Consider the following 21,228-nt stretch of genomic DNA (forward strand, 5'->3'; position numbering starts at 1 on the left):
GGTGTAGCACTGGTGCAGAAAACGGTCGGCTTCGTCGGAAAGCTCTTCGATGCTGGCTAGGCTGGATAATCGGTCGCCAGGGCACTTCTGGCGGATCGCATGACGGAACACGGGGATCCCCTCCGCTTGGAGCCGAACAGCAACCAACCCCCCGCACCATCGGGCTCGAACCGCGTATCCATCGCCCCGGCATCACTACCGTGCGCCGCCTCCGTCATCGCAAAGAACGACCACGTCCGCCCACCACGCAACCGCCGGAAGAACAACTCCCGCTGCGCCTGATCACCCAGCAGGCACACCATGACGCCGGCCAAGCCCGGCCCCGGGCAGGCCAGCGCGGTCGCCGCGTCACCGCACGCGGTCTCGGTGAACGCCACCACCGTCTCCAGGCAGCCGCCGGCGCCGGAGGGGGGCGCGCCACCGGACGCCGACTCGCGAAGCTCCACCGGAGTCTGGCCCTCCCGCATCGCCGCGAAGACCGGGGAGTCGAAATGAGCCTCCATCGCATCCGGATCCGCGTCGATCGCCAGCGCCCGGGCCCGCAGGTCGGCACTCGCCTCGCGCGCACGATCGCGAACGGCACGCAAACGGCCATCGAGCTCGATCACGCCGGTCCTTCCTCCGGCAATCCCGCCGATCCCATCGATCCCATCGATCCCACCGATCCCACCGATCCCACCGATCCGGGCGGTCGCGGCGGTCCCAGCGGTCGCGCCGATCCCACCAATCCCCGCAGTCACAGCGCGTCCTCCAGAACCTCAACAACCACCGACTGGAAATAGGCCCCCCGAGCAGTAGCCACCAGCGCGCACCGATCCCCAGCACGCAACCGCCCCACCCGCTCGGCGTGCTCGAGCCCCATCAAAGCGTCGGCACCGAAGTTGTGCGCCCGCTCGGCGAGCAGATCCAGACAGATCCGCTCGAACGGAAACCCCGACCGGCCGCAGAAGCTGGTCCACACCATCCGATTCCCCAGCCCCGGCATCAGCCAGTCGATCCCGTCCAGGCCCACGCCCGCGGCATCGGCCGCGCGCCGGACCACCTCGAGCGTCTGCGCACGGATCACCTCGGCGTTCGTGGCGAACTCCGCCGGTGTCATCCGCAGATTGCGATAGAATCTGGTGTCCCTGCTGGTGGCGCCGCCGAGATACCGGTAGCGCGGCCGCTCCGCGGCGTCGGGGTGCTGGACCACGACGGCGGCCACGCCGTCCCCGGAGACCGACCGGCCCGGGTAGACCCTGGCGCGCTCGAAGACGCTGCCCTGCTCGCCGGCGAGCACCAGCACCCGATCGTCCGTCGTGCCACCGCGCCGCGCCAGGAAGCGGCGGGCGAACTCGATCGAGCGCAGCCCGGCGACGCAGTTCACATGGGAGAGGCCGTAGACGGGCGCGTCGCGCAGCGCGAGCTTGTCACGCAGCGACTCCCGGAACGCGCCGTCACACAGGTCGATCCGCCGGGTCAGCAGCGTGTGCCCGTAGAGGACCAGCGCCGCCGACCGGCCGCCGAGCGCCGCATGGCCCGCGTCGAACAGCAGGTCCTCCGTCCGCTCGCCGTCGGCCAGGCTCAGGACGGTGCGCAGGCCCAGGGCCTTGAACATCCGGGCCTCCCGCTCGTCGTACCCGGCCCGCGCCACGACATCCGCCACGGACTCCTCGCGGCCGGGCAGCCGAACGGCCACCCGAGACAGGCCGACGGCCCCCAAAGCGGTCGCGGAGTAAGCCATGGGTCAGCCCTCCGCGATCATGGACTGCGGCGCGGCGCAAAGCCAAAGCCAAAGCCGAAGCCGAAGCCGAAGCCAAAGCCAAAGCCGCGCGGTCTCGGACAAGCGCATCAGAACTCACTTTCCGTTCGGGAAGAGCTGCCCGCTGCCCGGGCGGCGAGCGCGGGCCGGTCGGTCTTCCGGTTCGCGTTGAGCGGGAACTCCTCGACGTACTCGTAGCGCAGCGGGATCAGCGCCCGGGGGAAGAACGCGGCCAGTTCCTCCATCAGGTCGGCGGCGGGGCGCGGTTCGCCGATGCAGAACGCGAACAGCTCCCCGCCGACCGCCACGGCCACGGCGTCGGTGATCCCCCCGCAGCGCCGCAGCGCCGCCTCGACCTCGGCGAGCTCCACCCGGACCCCGTGGATCTTCACCTGGTGGTCCCGGCGGCCCAGGTAGCCCAGTTCGCCGTCGGGCAGTCGCAGGACCAGGTCGCCGGTGCGGTACCAGCGCCGCGCCTCGTGGTCGAGGAAGCGCCCCTCGTCGTCCGCCGGATCGAGATAGCCGGGGAACATCTGCGCGCCGGTGACGCACAGCTCGCCGCTGTCCGGGTGCGGCTTCCCGTCGGCGCCGAGCAGCAGGTGATCGCTGCCCGGATGCAGCGAGCCGATCGGCACGACATCGTTGACGCACCGACCCGGCGAGGTCGCCGGATCCCATCGGTGCACGCTGCACGAGATGGTCAGCTCGGTGGGGCCGTAAAGGTTCTCCACGCGCGAGTCCGGCGCGGCCGCCTGCCAGTCGGCCGCGTCGCGGCTCAGCAGCGGCTCGCCGCAGAACAGGCTGTAGCGCAGCCCGGCCAGGGAGCCCGGGCCGAGCGCGCCGCGCCGCCGCAGGACCGGGATCACACTAGGCGAGGAGAACCACACGGTGATGCCGTGCCGGGCGACCCAGGCGGCCACCGAGGCGAGGGCCCGGGGCGGCACCGAGACCAGGGTCCCGCCGCTGCCCCACGCCGTGAACAGGTCGAACATCGCCAGGTCGAAGGTGAGGTCGAAGGTCTGGGAGAACACGTCGTCCGGGCCGAAGCGGTAGCGGTCGTGCACGAAGCGCAGGTAGGCGCAGACGTTGCGGTGCAGGACCGGCACGCCCTTGGGTCGTCCGGTGGATCCCGAGGTGAACAGGATGTAGGCGGTCTCCTCGGGGCTCGGCGTGCCGGGCCGCTCCAGCGGCGCGGCGCCACCCGGCTCGTGCACGACCGGCACTCCGGACAGCACGTCGGCGAGTTCGGGCACAACGGCCAGACCGTGCTCGTCGACGACGAGCGCGTCCACCTCGGCCGCGGCGATCATCCGCCCGGTCCGCTCGGCCGGGAACCCCGGGTTGAGCGGCACCACCGCGGCTCCCGCGTAGCCGGCGGCCAGGATCCCGGCGTACGCCTGCTCGCTGCGGGCGGCGAGCACGCCGACCCGGCGCGGCCGGTGCGCGCTGTGCCGGGCCGTCAGCTCGCCGGCCAGGGCCAGCGCCCGCTCGTGCAGCCGCCGATAGCTGAAGTGCTCCCGGCCGATCCGCAGCGCCACCGCCTCCGGGGCGGCCAGCGCGCTTCGCAGGAACCAGCCGTGCAGGCAGTCCTCGGAGACACTCGGCTCCGTCACCGCCGCGAGACTGCTCATCGTCATTCCCTCGCGTGCTCTGAGCCGGCCGAGGCGACCCGCGCCACGGCCCGGCCGGTGCCGGGCAGATCAGTCATCTGATAGAAATCCGAGTCGGGGATCCGCACGCCGTGGCGCTCCTCATGGCGGGCCAGCAGTTCCATGATCTGCGCGGACGCGGCACCGAGGTCGCCGGCGAACGATTCCGCCGCGGCGGCGATCGCCACCACGAGATCGACCTGGTGCGTCACAGTCACGGCGATCTCGCCGACCCCGGCCTCGCCGGCGAGCCGCAGCGCCCCACCGGACAGCGCCACCGAAGGAGCGCCCCAGTCATCGGAGCAGACCTCGATGTCCTGCCACCGCAGCCCCTGCCCGAAGCCGCGGCCGAGCAGCTTGCAGGTGGCCTCCTTGACGCAGAACCGCCCGGCCAGCCGCTCGACGTACCGCGCCGAACCGAGCTGCCCGGCCTCGGCCAGCTCGCGCTCCGTGAACACCAGCGCGCGGTAGCGGTGATGCCCGGCGACCCGCGCGAAGCGGGACACCGACATCAGGTCGACGCCGATCCTCATCGCGACCCGGCGCCTTCGTACGGCGTGCTGTCGGCCCGCAGCACGGATCCGACGTCCACCGCGTCCAGCAGCAGCCAGCCCTCGCGCAGCGGACCGCGCGCGTGTATCAGCACACGTTCTCCGTCGCGCACCTTCCCGGCCGCCAGCGCCTCATGGAACGCCAGCCAGCCGTCACACGGGCCGCGGCCGGAGAACCGGTGCTCCGCGCCGTCCGCAACGCCCGAACCGCCCAAACCGCCCGAACCGCCCGCAGCGGCCGACCCGCCCTCGCCGCAGCCCAGGACGCGCAGCGGACCGGGACCCTGGCGCAGCCGCAGTCCGACAGCCTTGAACCGGCCCGGAACGCGCACGTCGGCGAACAGCGGCTCGTCGCAGACCACCACGGTCGCCCCGGTCCTCGGCGGGACGGCCCACTCCAGCAGATCGAAGACCGCCGTCCCGCCCAACTCCTCCAGATGCGTGATGCCCAGGTCCTCACCGGCCCAGCCGGACTCGTGCACCAGCTGGGCCAGCGCCGCCACCATCGAGTCGCGCAGCGGACCGGAGCGCACCAGGAACAGCGGCTGCGCCACCGCCGGGACGCCGAGGCCGGCCAGCGCCAACGAGCTCACGTCGGGCCCGTCCCAGACAGAGTCCTGCAAGGTCCGCACCAGGGCGTGCTCGGGCGGTATCCCGTGCTCCCGCTCCAGCCGGGAGCGCGGAACCGCGAGCTCGGAGGAGTCCAGCGGCACGTAGTTCTCGAACGGGAGCGTCGCGGCGCTCACCGCCTCCACGCTCAGACCGGCCGGCATGGCGGCTAGGCCGTCGCGGTCTTGGCGAGTCCGGCCTCGACGTACTCGGCCAGGCTCGCGACGGTCTTGAACACCTCGGGCCCCAGCTCCTCGGGGTCGATCTCCAGCCCGACGGTGTCCTCCAGGCTCATCAGCAGCTCGATGACGCTGGTCGAGTCCAGCGCGAGGTCGTCGAACAGCCGCGCGTCCTCCCGCAGTTCGGGAACCTCGCGGTTCAGCACCTCGGACAGGCTGCTGCGCAGCTGGAGGAGAGTCTCGGCACGGTCCATCACAAACTCGCTTTCCTCGACAGGTGGATAGGGCCGACTTTGTAGTGTTCTGCGGGCCCGTTCTCATCTAGCCAGCCCGCCTCGCAGGGCGTCAATGACCAGGCCGTTGACAACTTTCTGCCGCCCTTTCGAGCCCTGCGGCACCCGGGGCGCCGGCCGGCGGGCGGTGCGGGCTCAGGCTCGGCCGTCTTCGACGACCTCCGCGATGGTCGCCTGGAAGTAGGCCCCCAGGCCGATCGCCACCAGCGCGCAGCGGTCGCCCGGACGCAGCCGTCCGGCACCGTCCGCGTGCTCCAGCGCCATCAGGGCGTCCGCACCGAAGTTGTGCCCCCGCTCCGGCAGCAGGTCCATGCAGATCCGGTCCTTGGGGATGCCCGAATGGCTGCTGAACGCGCGGGTGAACATCAGGTTGGAGAAGTGCAGCATCACCCAGTCGAGCCGGTCCATGGACAGGCCGGCGGCCCGCGCGGCCCGGTCCAGGGTCTGCACCGCCTGCTCGGAGCAGAGCTTCTGGAACAGCCCCGCGGCCTCGCGCGACATCTTCGAGGTCGCGTAGAAGCGGGTGTCCCGGCTGGACGCCCCCGCCAGGTACCGGTACCGGTACCGATGGCGGTGGCGGCCCTCGGCGCGCTGCACCATCAAGGCCACCGCGCAGTCCCCGGTGACCGTGGTGCCCGCGATGTACCTGTCGAGGTCGTTGTTGGCGCTGCCCTGGTCGCCGCCGAGCACCAGCACCCGCTCCTCGGGATCCGCACCGGGCCGATACAGGTATCGCCGGGCGAGTTCCACTGAGCGCAGAACCGACACGCAGTTGACGTGGGAGACGCCGTAGAAGTCGCTGCCGGGCAGCCCGAGCCGCTCGCGCAGCCGTTCGGAGAACTCCCCGGCGACGTCGGGCTCGGGCATCAGCAGAGTGTGCCCGTAGAGGATCAGGTCGGCCGGGCCGCCCTCGAGGGCCGTCCTGCCGGCCCGCACCAGCAGGTCCTCCAACTGCTCGCCCTCGGCCAGAGCCGGGCTGTCCCGCAGCCCGTAGACCTTGGCGAACATCCTGCGCTCCAGCGGACCGCAGCCCCTGCGCGCCAGTACGTCGTCGACCGCTTCGGTCCGCCGCGGCACACTCACCGCCACGCGTGACAAGCCCACGGGTCCGGGCGGCGCCAAGGCGTGGTCGTAGGCGTGATCGCGACCGCCGGGCCGAGCCAGGACGCCGGAATCAGCCATCTGCGTCTCCTGTCTGATATCCGCGCTCGACATGCAGCCGCTGCATGTTGCTGGTCCCGTCCATGAACTCGAACGCGCAGACATCGCGGCACCACTTCTCCAGCAGCGGATGCTCCAGCAACCCGCCCGGCCCCATCACCCGCGCCGCCCAACGACCCGTGGCCACGCCCATCTCCACCGCCGCCAGCTTCACCGCGCTCGACCAGTACGCCCGCTCCGGGTCGCGGTCCAGCCGCGCGGCGGCGATGTACAACGCTTCGCGCCCCGCCTCCGCGCGCGCGATCGCCACATCAAGGCCGGGAGCGGTTTTGCGATGCTCACCGACGTACTCGACCATCGCCAATGCCGTGCCCACAGCACCACTGGCGACCCGCAGCCGTACCTGGTTGAACGTCTTCAGCGCTCCCCACAACCCGCGCTGCGCCACCGGCAAGTGCGAACCCAGCATCATCTCCGGAGCCACCGGCACACCCTCGAAGACCAACTCACTCAGATACGCGCCCCGCAGACCCACCGTCTCCAACCGCGTCCCCGACCACCCCGGAGCCGGCAACTCCACCAGCGCCGCCCGAATCGACAACGCCGAACGCCCCGTGCGACCGAACACCACTCCCACGCCACCGCGCGCAGCATTGCCGATGAACCGCTTGGAGCCGTACAGCAACCAGCCTCCCGAACCATCAGGCTCGAATCGCGTGTCCATCGCCCCGGCATCACTGCCGTGCGTCGCCTCCGTCATCGCGAAGAACGGCCACGTCCGCCCGCCGCGCAACCGCCGGAAGAACACCTCCCGCTGCGCCTGATCGCCGAGCACGTCGACAAGGACCCCGGGCAGGCCGGGGGCGGGGCAGGCCAGCACCGTCGCGAGGTCGCCGCGGGCGACCTCGATCAGGCTCACCGCGTTCATCAGGCAGGTCCAGCGGTCCGGCATCGACGCCCCGCCGGGCGGCTTCAAACGGCCGGGCAGCGACTCGCGGAACTCCGCGGGCGTCTCACCGATCCGGAGCAGTTCGAAGACGTCGGAGTTCAGATGCTGGTCCATGGCTTCCGGGTCGGCGTCGATCGCCAGCGCCCGGCCGCGCAGATCCTCGGCCAGCTCCCGCGCGGCGTCCCGCACCCCGCGCAGGTGATCATCGAGCTCGATCATTCCGACACCTCTTCGCGGGGAACCCAGGTACCGGCGACAAGCGCCGACACGTATAGCGCCCGACCGGGGCTGTCCGCCAGGTAGCCCGCGGCGCCGAAGAGCTTCAGGACCTCCCAGCCCAGGACGTCGAGCCGGGTGTGGACGTCGGCGAGCGCCGCCGGCCCACCCTGCGTCTGCGCGTAGGCGCGCAGCATCTCAGTGCCCGCCATGACATCGGCGATCGCGCCGGTGATCAGCTGTTTGCGGACCAGCGGTTCGCCGCCCGACAGCCGGCCGGACAGGTGCTCGACCGCCCGGTCGAGGGCGCCGCGCAGCACGCCGAGCCGGACCGCGGCCAGCAGCCGGCCGACCTCGGTCCACGTCGGCCCGGCCTCAGGGCCCTGACCGGGGCACTCCAGGAAGACGACACCCTCCGCGTCGGCTAGGCGGTGGCGGAACACAGCGGCGCCGTCATCCGGGCTCGCGGGCACGGCCGCGTACCGGCCGGGCGCGGTGTCGACGACCGAGATTCCCGACAGTGCCGAGGCCAGGCCCGCAGCCAGACCGGCTTCGCGTCCAGTCCTTTCGCAGTCCGCCATACCGGCCCGCGGCAACGTACTGGTACTCATGAATCCTCCTCGACCTCGACCACCATCGATTGGAAGTACGCGCCCTGACCGATGGCGAACAGCACGCAGCGGTCCCCCGGCCGCAGCCGGCCCGAGCGGTCCGCGTGCTCCAGGGCCAGCAGCGCGTCGGCACCGAAGTTGTGTCCCAGCTCCGGAATCAGGTCCATGCAGATCCGGTCCTTCGGGATGCCCGAGCTCCGGCTGACCTTGCCCCAGAACATCCGGCTGGTCAGGTGCGGCAGCACCCAGTCGATCCGGTCCATGGTCAGGCCGGCGGCGTCCACCGCCCGCCGCAGGGTGCTGACTGTCTGCTCGCAGCTGGCCTCCTGGAACAGCGCGAGCTCCGGCGGCGACATCCGCATGTTGCGATGGAAGCGGGTGTCCCGGGACGACGCGCCGCCCAGGTACCGGTAGCGCGGCCGGCGCCGCGTGGTCGGGGCGTGGACCACGACGCCCACGACGGCGTCGCCGGGCACTGCGATGCCGGGGATGACCCGCGCCCGGCCCTGGTGGCTGCTGGCCTGGTCACCGCCGAGCACCAGCACCCGCTCCGCGGGACCGGCACCGGGCCTGGTCAGGAAGCGCCGGGCGAGTTCCACCGAGCGCAGCATCGCGGCGCAGTTGATGTGCGACACGCTGTAGAACGCGGTGCCGGACTGCCCGAGCCGGGAACGCAGCCCGTCCAGACGCGCGTCGGCGCTGTCGAGGTCGGAGGTCAGCAGCGTGTGCCCGTACAGGACGAGCTGCGCCGGCTCGCCGCCGAGCGCCGCCAGACCGGCCTCGACCAGCAGGTCCTCCAGGCGCTCGTCCTCGGCCAGCGTCGGGCTGTCGCGCAGCCCGAAGACCTTGGCGAACATCCTGCGTTCCATGGGCCCGCGCCCGGCCCGGACCAGCAGGTCCTCCACTGGATCGGCCGACCGGGGCAGGCTCACCGACACCCTGGACAGGCCGAGGGCGCTTTCCGGAGACGGCGGAAGCAACACAGCTCACACCGCTACGGTCTCGGCGGGTTCGCGTCCCTGGGCCGGCAGCGCACTGCGATAGAGGTACTGCGGGTTCATCAGGTCCTCGGGCTCGTCGCGGCGGCGCACCAGGTGCGCGGTGCCGTCCACGACCAGCACTTCGGCGGGGAACCCGTGGCTGAGGAACAGGCCCGGCGACGCCGAGGGCCCGTACGCGCCGGAGCACTGGATCCCGAGCAGGTCGCCGGGCCGCAGCGCCGGCAGCTGCGCGTGCTTGAGGATCGAGTCGTTGGGCGTGCACAGCGGACCGGTGACGTTCCACGGCTCGACCGGTCCAGCTTGATCAGCCTGGTCGGCCTGGTCGGCCTGGTCGGTCTGGTCGGCACGCCGGCTCAGCAGGGCCGCCGGGAAGTTCCGCTTGACGAAGGAGCCGATGCCGACCGCCGCCATGTGGTGGTGGGTCCCGCCGTCCGCGACCGCGAACCGCTCCCCCATGGACTCCTTCACATAGCGCACGCCGATCAGGTAGGTCCCGGCCCGGCCCGCCAAGTAGCGGCCGGACTCCATGATCAGGCGGGTGTCCGGATGGCTCGCGGCGAACGCCTCCAGCTGCGGGTTGAGGTGAGCGGCCACGTCGGCGGGGTCGATGTCCTCCTCGCCGTCGAAGTACGCGACGCCCAGGCCCCCACCGATGTCCACCGTGTCGAGCCGGATGCCGGTACTGTCCGCCACCCGGTCGGCGAGGTCCAGGATGTAGCGGGTGTTTTTGCCGACCACTTCGGCGTCCAGGATCCGGGTGCCCAGGTAGACCTGGACACCGGCGACGTCGGCATGGCTGTACTTCTTCGCCAGGTTGCCGGCGGACAGCACCTGCGCTTCGTCGATGCCGAACTGGCGGGGCTTGCCGCCCATGGTCAGCCGGGATCCGCCGATCGCAACCTCCGGGTTGACCCGCAGCAGCACCCGCTGGCGCACGCCGCGCGCCGCGGCCAGCCGTTCGATCTCGTCCAGCTCCGCGAACGACTCGCAGACGATCGCGTAGATCCCGGCCTCCAGGCAGGCGATCAGCTCCCGCTCGCTCTTGCCCGGGCCGAGGAAGATGATGTCCCCGGCGGGCGCGCCGGCCGCGAGCGCCGTGCGCAGTTCGACGAGCGAGGAGACCTCGGCACGCGCGCCGCCGGCCCGGAGCACGTCGAAGACGCTGATGTTCGGGTTGGCCTTCAGCGAGTAGAAGAACTCCAGGGCCGGGTGCAGCGCTCGGCGCAGCCCGGTGATCGCCGCGGTGAGCACGTCGCCGTCGTAGACGTAGAGCGGCGTTCCGAACCGCTCGGCCAGCTCCTCGTACTCAATGCCCTGAATCCTCATGCCCGCTCTCCCGTCATCTCGTTGAGCCGCCGTTCGGCCTCGGTGCGCACCGTCAGCGCGGCGTCGGCCGACTCGGCCAGGCAGATCGCGTACAGCCGGCCGTGGAAGCTGCCGTCCTCGGCGGCCGCCGCGTTGAGCGTCGCGAAGTTGTTGATCAGGACGCCGGAGCGGCCCGGTCCGTCCAGCAGCAGCTCACCGAGCGCCCGCGCGACCTCGCCGAAGGTGTGCCGGCGGCTCAGGCGCAGCCCGATCGTGGCGGCGATCGCGTGCGTCCCGTCCGGGATGAGCCGCTCGGCGATCCGGCTCTGATACGTCGACATGTTGAACCTGGCGTTGATCTCCAGGCAGGGGTAGAACGTCTCGTCCCGGCCGAGCATGGCGTCCACGCCGACCAGCCCGAAGTAGCCCTCGGCGTGCAGCGCCGCGCCGATCCGGGCGGTGGCGTCGTGCAGCTGCTCGGTGACCGCCGGCGAGAGCTCGACCGGAAAGCGGTGGCCCTGGTGCACGCCGTCGCGCAGCACCGCGGCCTTGACCGTCTCGAACCGCACGCCGCCGGTGCGGGACACGACGAACTGGTAGTTGAGGTCCTGGGCGTGCTCGATCCAGGATTCGACGACCAGGTTGGCCGGGGCGTCCGCGCCGCGCCGCTCGATCAGGCGCAGCAGCCGCTCGGCGCCGCGCTCGTCGGCGACGCGGACCATGCCGCGCCCGGAGACGCCGAGCGATTCCTTCACCACCACGCCGCCGCCGAGCCCCAACTCTCCGGTGAGCGCCAGTTGTTCGGTAAGCGCCGCGCGCAGCTCGCCGACCGTGCGGCAGGTCCGGCCCGGGACGGCGCGCAGACCGGTGCGGTCGACCAGTTCCCGGCTGAACACCTTGCCGTTGACCGCTTTGCAGGTGGCCGCGCTCGGACCGGCCAGCGGCAGGCCCGTGGCCTTCGCCAGCTCCTCCTCCGCCGAGGAGACGCCGAGGGGCATCAGGTAGGTGCTCCCGTCGGCCAGCGCACGGAGCTTCTCCAGCAGCAGCGGCGAGGCCAGCGCGTCCTCGGTGACCATCCGCTCCGGCTCGTGGTTCTCGGCCGCGACGGTGTGTCCGGCCGCGGCGCCCAAAGCGGAGAGGTACGCGGCGAACTCCGGGTCGAGGTCGTCCTTGAGGACGACGACGTCGCCCTCGCCGGCGAGCAGGACGCCCATCTCCTCCATGCGGTTGACCGTCGCACCCGCGAAGGAGACGCCGGCCCCGGGCAGCTTCGGCTCGCCGAGGGCCCAGCTGCGTTCGACCTCGAAGTTGTTGACGAAGACGAAGCGGGCCGAGGGGTCGCCCGTCAGATCCTGTTTCAGACGCTCAACGAAGTTCATCGTGGATTCCCAATCTGCGGCGAGCGCGTCATGCCTGCGGCGAGTGCCCGGAGCGGACTGGCCCCGGCGAGTTGGTCGAGGGAGACACCGGTCCAGCCGAGGTCTTGCAGCGCGGCGAGTACGCGCGGCAGGCGCAGGAGGCGTCCGCCGGCGGTGACGTAGCTGGTGGCGGGATCGACGTGCGCGAGGGCGTTGGTTTCGGCGGTGATGGCGGCGAGGGCTTGTTCGGCTTCGGTGGCGGGTCCGGTGACTGGATCAGGAGCCTGTGTCGGCGGAGCAGGACGCAGAGAAGAGGCGAAGCCCATGAGGTCCGTGGCCTGACCGGTCGTCAGGTCGGTGCCGGGTTCCCGATGGGCCTCCAGCAGCCGCGCGTATCCGCGCAGGAACAGCTCGACCGCGTCCCGGTCCATGATCTCGGCCGTGGCCTGTAGAGCCAGCGTGACGCCGTCGGACCATTCGTAGATCCGGAGGTAGAGGTCCGAGCCGGCCTGCTCCCAGTCGGTCGGCGCGGCGTTCCAGGTGAGGCGCTCCCGCCGGGTGCCGCAGGAGCGCGGCGCGTTGTCGAGGAAGTTCACCTCGGTGGCGACGCGCAGCGGCTGGCCGCGCCGGGCCCCTTCCTGCGCGACGAACTCGGCGACCTGGTCGTACGGGACGTGCGCGTGCTTCATCGCGTCGTCGATCCGATTCGCGGCGCGCCGCAGCACCGTGCTGAAGACGGGGTCGTCGGCGAGGTCGAGCGAGGCCGGCGTCGGATACGACAGGCAGGTCAGCACCGAGGGGAAGCCGCTGGCAGTGCGCTGACTCGTGTACAGCCGGTGCGCGACCCGCCGCTCGCCGGTGTACGCCGCCACGGCCACCGCGTAGGCGGCCAGGTGCACGGCGGCCGGCCAGCAGCGCTCCCGCGCCGCGATGCCGCGCGAGGTCGCCAGCAGCGACGGCACGGTCAGCGACGCGCTGTAACAGCCGGACGCGGACGGGTCGCGGCGCCGGGCGAAAACGTCGGCAGGCAGACCCCTGACCTCGCCGCGCCAGTGTTCCAGCGACGCCTCCACCGCTTCGGGCGCCCTGGCCGCCTCGACCCGGGCCAGGTCCACCGGCTGCTGCGGCACCGGATCCAGCGCCGCCGGACGGCGCTCGACGCGGGCGGCCAGGATCGCGTCCAGGTCGCGGCCCAGCACACCCAGGCTCACGTCGTCGAAGGAGAGGTGATTGAAGACCAGGTGCAGGCGCCGCAGGCGGCCGCCGGTGGTGACCGCGCAGGCCCGGATCGGCCACTCGCGGGTGACGTCGAACGGGGCCCGGGTGATCCGCGTGACCACGTCCATCGGCGACGGCGTGCCGTCGTCCTCGGTGGTCGCCTCGACGACCTGGAGCGGGGCCGGGAGCTCGACGCGCTGCATCGGCCACGGCCCCGCGTGCAGGTCGTAGACCGTCCGCAGCCCTTCGTGCCTGCGCACCAGGTGGTTCAGGGCCCGCCCGACGTCCTCGGTCGTGCAGCCGGCGGGCAGCGGGAAGTCGGCGGTGATGTGCGCCTCGTGCCTCGACGCGGCCGGAACCTGGTGGTACCGCAGGAGGTGGTAGTGCTGGCCCCAGCACAACCGGGCGCTCTTGATGACTGTCATCGGGCTCCCTCCGGTCGCTGTCGGTCGCTGTCGGTGATGCTCGCCGCAGCGATAATCGCCGGGCCCGGACCGCGGCTGCCAGAGCCCGGCGGTGGCCTCCTCGGCCGCGAAAAGCTGCCAGCGCGGCGCGCCTGCGAGGCGTCCTCAGAGCCTTGACATGCGCGTTCACGGACGGTGACTCTTTCGGCGGAGGACGGAGGAACCGATGCAGAACACGATCACGGCCTGCGAGCAGGCCGGACGCCGGGACGGCCTGGCGGCCGGGTTGGCGCTGGCACTGGCCGCGCTCGACGCCGGAGCGGCCCCGGGCGGCATCGCGGCGCTCCCCGCGGCCGCGGTCCCTGCCGGGGCCGCGGTGATCCGGCACGATATGGCGCTCGCCGAGGGAATCGGCTTCGTGCGTCCGGCGACCCGCCGCGAGGTTCCGGCCGACGAGCTCACCGCGCTGGCCGCCCGGCTCGGGGCGGTCCGGATCGGGGCCACATTGCGGTTGCTGGAGCGCGTCGCCGGGCACCTGTCGCGCCGGCTCTTCGGCGGCGAGCCGGTGCTGGCCAAGCAGCTCGTCCAGGGCACGCTGGCCGACGCGCTGGTCGCCACCGAGACCGCACGCTGCGGCCTGGCCACGGAGAGCCGTACCGCGATCGTGGACGTGCACGACCGACTGACGCAGGTCGACTGGCAGCTGGCCAGGATGCTCGGAGCCAGCGGCTATGTCGGCCGGAATCCGGCGTGCGGCGCCTACGTGTCCCGCCTGGTCGCGAACTGCTGGGTGCCGAGAGGGGAAGCCGCATGAGCGCGGTGGGGATCCTGACTCCGACGCTGCTGGAATTCCGCGAGGTCTGCCGAGCGCTCGCAGGCGATCTGCGCCGCGAGGCCCTTGCCCTGGACGCCGACCCGCTTGACCGCGACCGGTTGCGCAAGTGCGACGCTTTGGAACTGCTGCGCGAGATGAGCCTTCCGGCGGCCTACCGCACTCGGGACGTGCCGGCGTGCGCCGACGAGTTCACCGGGAGCGCGCTGGGGCGCGTGGTCGCCAACATCGAGCTGGCCGCCGGCGGCGACGTCGGCATGGTGAACGCCTGCGCGACGCCGTCGCTCGCGGGGCTGGCGGTCGACGCGCTCGGCGACGATCCGCAGAAGGACCTGTTCTACCGGGACCTGGCGGAGCACCGGTCGTGGACCTTCTTCGGGATGACCGAGCCGGACCACGGGAGCGACGCCACCGCCATGGAGACCCGTCTCGATCCGGACCCGGACGGCGACGGCCTCCGGCTGAACGGGGCCAAGCGGTACGTCGCCAACGCCGAACGCGGCGCCATCGGGGTGGTGTTCGCCCGGACGGGCCGCACTCCCCTGTCCATCCGGGCGGTGCTCCTGCGCCGTCCGTCCCCGGGCTTCACCGGCACGCCGCTGGAGATGACGGGGCTGCGCGGCGCGTGCATCGGCCACATGGAGTTCGACGACACGCCTATCGCGCGGGAGATGCTGCTCGGCCGGCACCTGCCGGCGTCCCGGCGCGGCATGTGGGGCGCGATCCGCGCCTTCAACGTCATCCGCCTCCAGATCGCAGCCCAAGCGCTCGGCGCGGCCTTCGCGATCCGCGACTACGTCTGCGTGCAACGACCGGGCTGGTCGGGCCACGAGCTGATGTCCGCACGCCTGGAAGCGGCGCGCGCGCTTCTGCACCGGTACGCGATCGAGGTCGATCTGTCGCCCGACGACCGCCTGGCCCCGTCGATCGCCAAGCTGCACACCACGGAGCTCGCGCAAGAGGCGAACCGTTGGGCGGAGGCGGCGCTGGGCCCCGGCTCGCTGCTGGATCACCCCCTGCTGGAGAAGTGGTGCCGTGACGTCTGCGCGTTCGAGTTCATGGACGGCACCAGCAACATCCTGCGCCTCACCATCGCCTCGGACGCCGAACCCACGCGCGCCCGGTCCTGAGGCCGGCGAGTGCCACCTCTGGCTGGTCCCGGTCCGCCGCCGCCCCGCCTGGCCCACTCTGCTGGACCCCGCTGAGCAGCAGCGCGCCGAACGGCTCCGCGGCACGCGGGCCGGGGACGTCCACGTCACCTCGCGCGCGGCACAACGCCTGATCGCCTCCCGGTACTTGGGCATCGCCCCAGACGACGTGAGCTTCAATCGCGAATGCGACCACTGCGGCGCCCCCCACGGCAAGCCGCGCCTGCGCGACAGCACGCTCGACTACTCCGTCTCGCACACCGACCACTGGCTGATCATGGCCGTCGCCGGCAGCGGCCTACTCGGCGCCGACATCGAGAGCCCGGCCTCGATCACGAACCCTGACGGCCTGGCCACGACCATCCTGACCGCCACCGAGGCGCAGATCTACGCGCAGCTGCCGACCACCGACCGAACCGCCTGGCTACTGTGGGCCTGGACTCGCAAGGAGGCCGCCATGAAGCTGACCGGCCTCGGACTGCAGGCACCACCGCGCCAGGTGGACGTGAGCGGCCCGGTCGTCCGCGCAGATGAGGTGCCACGCTGGCCGGACCGCCCGATCCACCTGCTCGGCCTCACCGTTCCCGACGTTCCCGACGTGCCCGACCTCCACGTGGCCGCGCTGGCCAGCACGGTCCCGGTGGCGACGCTGCGCCGGTTCGCGCTGCCCGAGTGACCGCATCGTCTTCGTCAGTGCCCGTGGTGCGTGAACGCCGCCCAGAACACCGGGTCGGCGAGGTTCTTCTCCTCCAGTCGGGCGAAGGCCGCCTCGTCGGCTCCGTCCGGGGTCACGCGGTCGGGGTCGAGCATCCACATCTGGGCGGCTCGCAGCGCGTCGGCCGGTGATCCCGCCGACTCGCCGCCGGCGTCGTGCAGGAAGTGGTGGAACATGTACATCAGCACGGTTGTCTGGGGCTGGTCCGCGATGGCCCACTTCGAGCCCACAACGGAGCACGCGCCGGCGGCCAGGACGGCGGTGGCCAGGGTGACGGACTCGTCGTAGCGCGCCACGGCCAGGTCGGTCACGCAGTCCGCGAGGACCACCAGGCCGCCGGGGGCCTGCGGGTCGCGCCCGAGGGCGCCGGACAGGAGGCGGTCGACCGTCAGGACGCGGCCGGGTTCGGTGCGGCGGTCGTAGTAGAGGATCAGGCGGGAGCTGGAGGCGTCGACCGTGGACACCGCGTGGCAGTTGGCGATCGTCACCGCCGCGCTCGTCGGGCCTCGGCCGGGCAGGTAGGGGTCGAGGACGTCGGCAAGCGCCGGTCGGGGTTCGGGCTGGCGCCACGCGGGGTCGCGCTGATGGGGGTGGAAGCCGAGGGAGCCCAGGACCTCGGCGTCGGGGTAGAAGCGGTAGCGGATCAGGACCGCTTCCTTCTTGGCGATCGACGAGCCCTCCGGATCGACGACCATCACCGCCGGGCCGGTGACCGGCATCCGCGGGCGGTCCGCGACCTCGACCAGTTGTCGGGCCGTCGCGCAGTACGAGACCACGGCGTCCTGGCAGACGTAGCGGGTCGGCCCGGTCGACGTCGGCAGCGCTCCGGCGTGCCAGGGCACCATGCCCAACGGCCCGACCGGGACGAGCACGAGGCGCGGGGCCCGGCCGGTCACCGACGCGCGGACGTTCTCCAACACCGGGGCCATCATCCGCCCCGTCCAGGCACACAGGTGAAGCAGTGCCTGGTGCCAGCGGTCTTCCACGCCGGCCGCCGGAGCCGTCGCGTCGCGAGCGCGCACGGCCGCCGCGTAGGCGGTCAGCTCGGGGCTGTCCACGCTCAGCCCGGCGATCGCGACGGTCCGCACCGCGCCCGACGCGTCGACGACCAGCGCGTGCCCGTTGCGGCCGCCGGTGTCGGTGCCGGTGTCGGCGAGGAGGTAGACGAACGCGTCCGCGCCGACCGCCACCAGAGCACGGCCGGTCTCGGCAGGCGAGGGCGCGGACAGCAGCCTGCGCTCGGCGGGGCTGCCCTCGACCGCGAGCAGAACCCTGCGCCGCAGATCGTCGGGAACGCTGTCGGATGGCGAGGGCGCGATGGTGATGTCCGCGGTGCCAGCCACCGCGGAGCCGGTGCTTGCGGTGCTTGCGGTGCTTGCGTTGTCTGCGGCATCTGCGATGCTCGCGATGTCTGCGGTTCCCGTAGCCGCAGCATCAACCGCACGCCACTCCGCAGCCAGCCCCGGATGCCCGGCGGCGACCAGCAGCGCCGGCACGGTCGAGGCGACGGTCGCCGCGTGCAGCGTCAGCCCGCGCCCGAGCTCGACCGCCTCCAGCGCGCCGGCGGTGTCGTCGTCCGCGAGGCACCAGCGCACGAGCCGGGCGGCGTCGTCGCCGGCCCGCCGCGCGGCTTCCAGTGCCCTGCGCGTGCCGCTCTGCAGCAGGACGGCGCGGCCGTGGGCCCACATCACCGACCGGGCCGCGACCCGCGACCGCCGCCGGTGCGCCGGGTCCTCGGCCCCCATCCGGTACGCCGAGGCCAGCGAGCGCTTCAACGCCGCCGCGAACGGGTCGGCGGAAGCCGGTCCGTGAACGTTCTCGGCCTCGGCCAGCGCCGCGATGGCGCGCGCCAGGTCCTCGGGATCGCCGGTGACCCGGTGCCGCGCGGCCAGGAGTTCACCGAGTCCGTACTGGCATCGGGCCCAGCCCCCGTAGTAGAGGGCTGACGAGCCGCGGGTGACCTCCGACAGCTCCTGCACGATGTCCGCGGCCAGCACCAGCCCGGACTCCCGGGTCTGCGCGTCGGCCAGGTGCGCGGCCGCCACCGCCGCGGCCCGCAACAACAGGCCGGGGCGATGCTGGCTGGACTCGGCGCACGCCGCGGCGGCCGCCGCGATGTCGGCGGCGGCGACGATCCGCGCCGCGGCGTCGGACCGGCGGCCGGCCTCCGTCCAGCGCACGAGCGCGCTCTCGCCGAGCGCCGCCGGCCGCAGCGGATGCCGCGCGCCGAGCCCCGCGAGGGCGGACGTCAGCCGATCCAGGCCCAGCGCACGCAACTGCGTGGCGGTCAGCCCGCCGTCCTCGGCGACCAGTTCGGCGCCGTCGTCCCGGGCCGCGAGGTCGGCGGCGGCCAGATCGGCCAGGCCGGCGAAGGCCAGCAACTCGGCACGGAACGGGCCGTCGTCGAAAAGGTCGGCGCGGAACAACTCGCGCACACCCAGGACCTCGTCCTCGGCAGCGGCGGCGTTCAGCAGCACGGCCAGGCCGGGACGCGGTCCATCCGAGGTCGTTTCCAGTAGCGCGCTCCATAGCGAACGCGCGGCTTCCAGATCCGCATGGTCGCCGTAAAGCAGGTAGCGGTCATGGAGGAGGCCTGCGAGCACAGCGTTGACACGATCGGCCAGCTCGGGCTCGGCCGCAACAAAACGGGACGCCGCACTCCCGGCCAGCCGCACCGCCAGGCTGATGTCGGCGGGGTCGCGTTGACGCAGCCACTGGACGTGCAGCGCCAGCGCCGTGAGCGTGGCCGGAACCGGTTCCCGGGCACCATCCGCGGTATTGTCGGCGGCACCGTCGGCGTCGGCGGGTCCGTAGAGGCGATCGACCGTCTCGACGACCAGACCCGGCGGGTGGATGAACGGCGACTCGGACCCGTCGCCGAGCAGCGGCGCGGCCGAAGCCGCGACCACGCCGAAGACCCCGGGCCGGACCGGTTCGGCTTCGAGGACCGGAAGTCGCGGTGCCGTGGGCACGGGCTCGACCGGACCACGCAGCATCGTCTCCACCATCCCGGCGAACTGCGTCATGGCGATCGCCGGCTCATCCTCGATCATGGCCAGGAAGCGGTCGAGGTGCTGCGCGCCGAGGCCCTCGGGCACGACCGCCCGGACGGCTCTCACTTCGGCCGCGGCCGACCGGATGGCGGCGAGGTCCGCTCCGGCGGCCAACTCCCGCGCGGCCTCGACCATCACGATCATGGTTTGCAGGATGAGGCGCTGGACTGCTTCCGACTCGTCGGCCCGGTGCAGGGCCTGCCGCAGGCGCCGGGCCCACATGTCCAGCTGCTCCGGCGAGGGCGGCCGTACGTTCCATCCACGGATGTCGATGTAGAAGCCGAGGAAGACGAACGCCGGGTCGGGATCGGCGGTCTCGTCGAGAATGGCCTCGATCAGGCGCCGCGCGAGGAACAGCTCCTCGGCGAGGGCGGGAGTCATCGCCTCGATGGAGAAGTCCGCGTCTGTCCCGGGCGGTGCCTCCATGCCGCGCAATGAGGTGTCCGTCATGAGGAGGGCTGAGACCGTCAGCAGGAGCATCTGCTGCCGCTCTGCGAGGCTCACCACCCAGTCCTGCGGGTTGAGATCATGGATCTTGCGCTGCCACTCCAGGCTCTCGCGAAGGAGCGCCCGGTCGCCGTGCGGAAACAACATCAGGAAATGGAGGGGGAGACTGTACCCGATGATCAGCGCTCCCATCGGGTAGAACTCGTCCTGGACCGGATACCGGCTCAGGCCGGTCCGGACCAGGTCGGCCGCCCGAGCGAAGTCCGCGACGAGTTCCGGATGCGACGACCCCACGGTCATGACGTACGGGCTGGCGAGCAACCCCGTGTCGTACCGCAAGGGGTCGAAGTACGGCACGAGCCGACGGTAGGACCGCTGGAAGATCAGACCTCCGACCCTGATGTACAGCTCGGCACGCATGCTGTCCTCGGGCCGCACCGTCGCGAGCAGTTCCGATCCCAGGGCGATGGCCCGGTCGGTGACTTCAGCCTCGACACCGTTGTGATCGAGGCGCGCGAGCACGTCGAAAAGGAACGGCTTCACATGGTCCATCTCGTCGCCGTCGGGCAGCGTCGCGACGAGCTCGGCGTGCACGGCGTCCACGTACGTCAAGGCCTCACGTAGGAGGGCCAGCCGCCGGGGATCGGTTTCCGGCCATTCCTCCTCGATCACGATCTCGACAAGAGCGAGCGCCAGATCCTCCCGGTAGCCGCGCAGCTCCTCCGCGGTCCACCCGGGATGGTTCACGGTCAGCCTGTACCACTCGACGACGAGCATCCGGTGCTCCGGACTGGGATCGTGGTGGAGGAGGTCGCGGACCAGCACCGTGCACAACTCCAGGACCTCGGCGCCGGCGTCGATGTCGGCGTTGGCGTCGGCCTCGTCGATGAGCGGCCTGAGCAGCGCGAGCACCGCGTGCAGTTCCTCTGACGCGTCGGGCCGGGACCAGTCCAGGAGCTTCCAGCGCAACCGGCCCTGCTCGGCGAGCATCTCCCACTTCAGTTCCGGGTCGACGTCCAGTTCGGCAGCCTTCTGCCACAGATACGCCGCGCGGACCTCGTCCAATGGCGGCAACACCTCGCCGGTCTCGGGGTCGCGCGCGGTGCTGGCCAGCGCGGAGGCCAGCGCCGTCCACACCAGCGCGAGCAGTTCCTCGTCGCGGTCGGCCGGATCGGCTTCGGCTTCGGCTTCGGCATCGGCATCGGCATCAGCGACACCAGCACCAGCACCGACATCGGCCAGCGGACCGAGCAGTTCGACGATCCGGCCGCGGTCGTCGGCCGCATCCCCGACCGAGAAGCGCTGGGAGTAGAGCAACCCGAGCCGGCCTCGGGTCTCGCGGTCGACATCCGGGTCCCACCACATGTCCGGTGGCGGCATCGGCGGCGCCAACGCCGCCTCCAGCCACCTGATCAGGTCGTCGAGGGGCAGCGCGCGCTCGAACAGCAGCGCCTCGATGCGCAGGCCCTGCGCGGCCAGCCAGCACAGCCGGTGCCGGCGGCCGCTGCCCTCGGGAGCCTCGGGCAGCAATTCCTCGACCAGCTCCGCGGCCTCCCGCCACAACGGTTCCGCGTCGTCCTCGACCAACGGCGGCAGCCCCAGGGTGGCGGTCTCGATGATCATGTCGGCCCGCGCGAGCAGGACGTCGCACAGCTCGGTCCGCAGCTGTTTCGCGTCGTGGCTGTCGGCGGGAACCGTCATGAGGGCGAGCCGGATCTGGCGCGTGGTCTCCAGCAGCCCCTCGTAGTGCTCGTACCGTTCGTCCATGGCGAGGTTCCCCGTTCAGAG

The 21,228-nt window shown here is 72.0% G+C and carries 17 protein-coding genes; 3 read left to right on the top strand and 14 right to left on the bottom strand.

The window, feature by feature from the left end:
• Positions 1-56 precede the first annotated feature (56 nt).
• The 13 genes from GWK61_RS23565 to GWK61_RS23625 all read right to left on the bottom strand — a co-directional run bounded on the left by GWK61_RS23565 (position 57) and on the right by GWK61_RS23625 (position 13,266).
• Positions 57-608: an acyl-CoA dehydrogenase family protein gene (locus GWK61_RS23565; RefSeq protein WP_194911387.1), complete on the bottom strand. Its 552-nt coding sequence runs from the start codon at positions 606-608 to the stop codon at positions 57-59.
• 128 nt (positions 609-736) lie between these two features.
• Positions 737-1,723: a 3-oxoacyl-[acyl-carrier-protein] synthase III C-terminal domain-containing protein gene (locus GWK61_RS23570; protein WP_194911388.1), complete on the bottom strand. Its 987-nt coding sequence runs from the start codon at positions 1,721-1,723 to the stop codon at positions 737-739.
• 107 nt (positions 1,724-1,830) lie between these two features.
• The gene (locus GWK61_RS23575; RefSeq protein WP_438939782.1) at positions 1,831-3,378 is read right to left on the bottom strand and encodes an amino acid adenylation domain-containing protein; all 1,548 of its coding nucleotides are present in this window, start codon (positions 3,376-3,378) and stop codon (positions 1,831-1,833) included.
• Positions 3,375-3,923 (bottom strand): 4'-phosphopantetheinyl transferase superfamily protein, encoded by a 549-nt coding sequence (locus GWK61_RS23580; protein WP_194911392.1) that lies wholly within the window; start codon positions 3,921-3,923, stop codon positions 3,375-3,377. Before GWK61_RS23580 ends, GWK61_RS23575 begins: the two co-directional genes overlap by 4 nt.
• Positions 3,920-4,714, bottom strand: a complete 795-nt coding sequence (locus GWK61_RS23585; RefSeq protein ID WP_194911394.1) for a hypothetical protein — start codon at positions 4,712-4,714, stop codon at positions 3,920-3,922. Before GWK61_RS23585 ends, GWK61_RS23580 begins: the two co-directional genes overlap by 4 nt.
• Before the next feature lie 5 nt (positions 4,715-4,719).
• The gene (locus GWK61_RS23590) at positions 4,720-4,983 is read right to left on the bottom strand and encodes an acyl carrier protein (RefSeq protein ID WP_194911395.1); all 264 of its coding nucleotides are present in this window, start codon (positions 4,981-4,983) and stop codon (positions 4,720-4,722) included.
• Positions 4,984-5,157: 174 nt separating this feature from the next.
• The gene (locus tag GWK61_RS23595; RefSeq protein ID WP_194911397.1) at positions 5,158-6,204 is read right to left on the bottom strand and encodes a 3-oxoacyl-[acyl-carrier-protein] synthase III C-terminal domain-containing protein; all 1,047 of its coding nucleotides are present in this window, start codon (positions 6,202-6,204) and stop codon (positions 5,158-5,160) included.
• The gene (locus GWK61_RS23600; RefSeq protein WP_194911398.1) at positions 6,197-7,351 is read right to left on the bottom strand and encodes an acyl-CoA dehydrogenase family protein; all 1,155 of its coding nucleotides are present in this window, start codon (positions 7,349-7,351) and stop codon (positions 6,197-6,199) included. The genes GWK61_RS23595 and GWK61_RS23600 overlap by 8 nt, the downstream gene beginning before the upstream one ends.
• Positions 7,348-7,959 (bottom strand): acyl-CoA dehydrogenase family protein, encoded by a 612-nt coding sequence (locus GWK61_RS23605; protein WP_194911399.1) that lies wholly within the window; start codon positions 7,957-7,959, stop codon positions 7,348-7,350. Before GWK61_RS23605 ends, GWK61_RS23600 begins: the two co-directional genes overlap by 4 nt.
• Positions 7,956-8,891 (bottom strand): 3-oxoacyl-[acyl-carrier-protein] synthase III C-terminal domain-containing protein, encoded by a 936-nt coding sequence (locus GWK61_RS23610; protein ID WP_323747715.1) that lies wholly within the window; start codon positions 8,889-8,891, stop codon positions 7,956-7,958. The genes GWK61_RS23605 and GWK61_RS23610 overlap by 4 nt, the downstream gene beginning before the upstream one ends.
• A 54-nt stretch (positions 8,892-8,945) precedes the next feature.
• Complete coding sequence (locus tag GWK61_RS23615; RefSeq protein ID WP_194911400.1) at positions 8,946-10,286, bottom strand: type III PLP-dependent enzyme; 1,341 nt, start codon at positions 10,284-10,286, stop codon at positions 8,946-8,948.
• Positions 10,283-11,644 carry a preATP grasp domain-containing protein gene (locus GWK61_RS23620; RefSeq protein ID WP_194911401.1) on the bottom strand — a complete coding sequence of 454 codons (1,362 nt, stop codon included), beginning with the start codon at positions 11,642-11,644 and terminating at the stop codon, positions 10,283-10,285. The genes GWK61_RS23615 and GWK61_RS23620 overlap by 4 nt, the downstream gene beginning before the upstream one ends.
• Positions 11,641-13,266: a condensation domain-containing protein gene (locus GWK61_RS23625; protein ID WP_194911402.1), complete on the bottom strand. Its 1,626-nt coding sequence runs from the start codon at positions 13,264-13,266 to the stop codon at positions 11,641-11,643. The genes GWK61_RS23620 and GWK61_RS23625 overlap by 4 nt, the downstream gene beginning before the upstream one ends.
• Before the next feature lie 205 nt (positions 13,267-13,471).
• Here GWK61_RS23625 and GWK61_RS23630 point away from each other — a divergent pair, with 205 nt between their 5' ends.
• The 3 genes from GWK61_RS23630 to GWK61_RS23640 all read left to right on the top strand — a co-directional run bounded on the left by GWK61_RS23630 (position 13,472) and on the right by GWK61_RS23640 (position 15,901).
• A complete protein-coding gene (locus tag GWK61_RS23630; RefSeq protein WP_194911403.1) occupies positions 13,472-14,059 on the top strand; it encodes an acyl-CoA dehydrogenase in 588 nt (195 codons plus the stop codon).
• Positions 14,056-15,207, top strand: a complete 1,152-nt coding sequence (locus tag GWK61_RS23635) for an acyl-CoA dehydrogenase family protein (protein ID WP_194911404.1) — start codon at positions 14,056-14,058, stop codon at positions 15,205-15,207. Before GWK61_RS23630 ends, GWK61_RS23635 begins: the two co-directional genes overlap by 4 nt.
• Before the next feature lie 187 nt (positions 15,208-15,394).
• Positions 15,395-15,901, top strand: a complete 507-nt coding sequence (locus GWK61_RS23640) for a 4'-phosphopantetheinyl transferase family protein (protein WP_194911405.1) — start codon at positions 15,395-15,397, stop codon at positions 15,899-15,901.
• A gap of 14 nt (positions 15,902-15,915) precedes the next feature.
• Here GWK61_RS23640 and GWK61_RS23645 read toward each other — a convergent pair whose 3' ends face one another.
• Entirely contained in the window at positions 15,916-21,207 is a 5,292-nt protein-coding gene (locus GWK61_RS23645) for a CHAT domain-containing protein (protein ID WP_194911407.1), read from the bottom strand.
• Positions 21,208-21,228 lie beyond the last annotated feature (21 nt).

It is taken from the genome of Catenulispora rubra (assembly GCF_015356825.1).
GTDB lineage: Bacteria > Actinomycetota > Actinomycetes > Streptomycetales > Catenulisporaceae > Catenulispora > Catenulispora rubra.

Coding starts and splice junctions, on each gene's coding strand:
- GWK61_RS23630 (WP_194911403.1), top strand. CDS start 13,472: ATGCAGAACACGATCACGGCCTGCGAGCAGGCCGGACGCCGGGACGGC.
- GWK61_RS23605 (WP_194911399.1), bottom strand. CDS start 7,959: ATGAGTACCAGTACGTTGCCGCGGGCCGGTATGGCGGACTGCGAAAGG.
- GWK61_RS23645 (WP_194911407.1), bottom strand. CDS start 21,207: ATGGACGAACGGTACGAGCACTACGAGGGGCTGCTGGAGACCACGCGC.
- GWK61_RS23600 (WP_194911398.1), bottom strand. CDS start 7,351: ATGATCGAGCTCGATGATCACCTGCGCGGGGTGCGGGACGCCGCGCGG.
- GWK61_RS23575 (WP_438939782.1), bottom strand. CDS start 3,378: ATGACGATGAGCAGTCTCGCGGCGGTGACGGAGCCGAGTGTCTCCGAG.
- GWK61_RS23595 (WP_194911397.1), bottom strand. CDS start 6,204: ATGGCTGATTCCGGCGTCCTGGCTCGGCCCGGCGGTCGCGATCACGCC.
- GWK61_RS23620 (WP_194911401.1), bottom strand. CDS start 11,644: ATGAACTTCGTTGAGCGTCTGAAACAGGATCTGACGGGCGACCCCTCG.
- GWK61_RS23585 (WP_194911394.1), bottom strand. CDS start 4,714: ATGCCGGCCGGTCTGAGCGTGGAGGCGGTGAGCGCCGCGACGCTCCCG.
- GWK61_RS23635 (WP_194911404.1), top strand. CDS start 14,056: ATGAGCGCGGTGGGGATCCTGACTCCGACGCTGCTGGAATTCCGCGAG.
- GWK61_RS23625 (WP_194911402.1), bottom strand. CDS start 13,266: ATGACAGTCATCAAGAGCGCCCGGTTGTGCTGGGGCCAGCACTACCAC.
- GWK61_RS23590 (WP_194911395.1), bottom strand. CDS start 4,983: ATGGACCGTGCCGAGACTCTCCTCCAGCTGCGCAGCAGCCTGTCCGAG.
- GWK61_RS23580 (WP_194911392.1), bottom strand. CDS start 3,923: ATGAGGATCGGCGTCGACCTGATGTCGGTGTCCCGCTTCGCGCGGGTC.
- GWK61_RS23570 (WP_194911388.1), bottom strand. CDS start 1,723: ATGGCTTACTCCGCGACCGCTTTGGGGGCCGTCGGCCTGTCTCGGGTG.
- GWK61_RS23615 (WP_194911400.1), bottom strand. CDS start 10,286: ATGAGGATTCAGGGCATTGAGTACGAGGAGCTGGCCGAGCGGTTCGGA.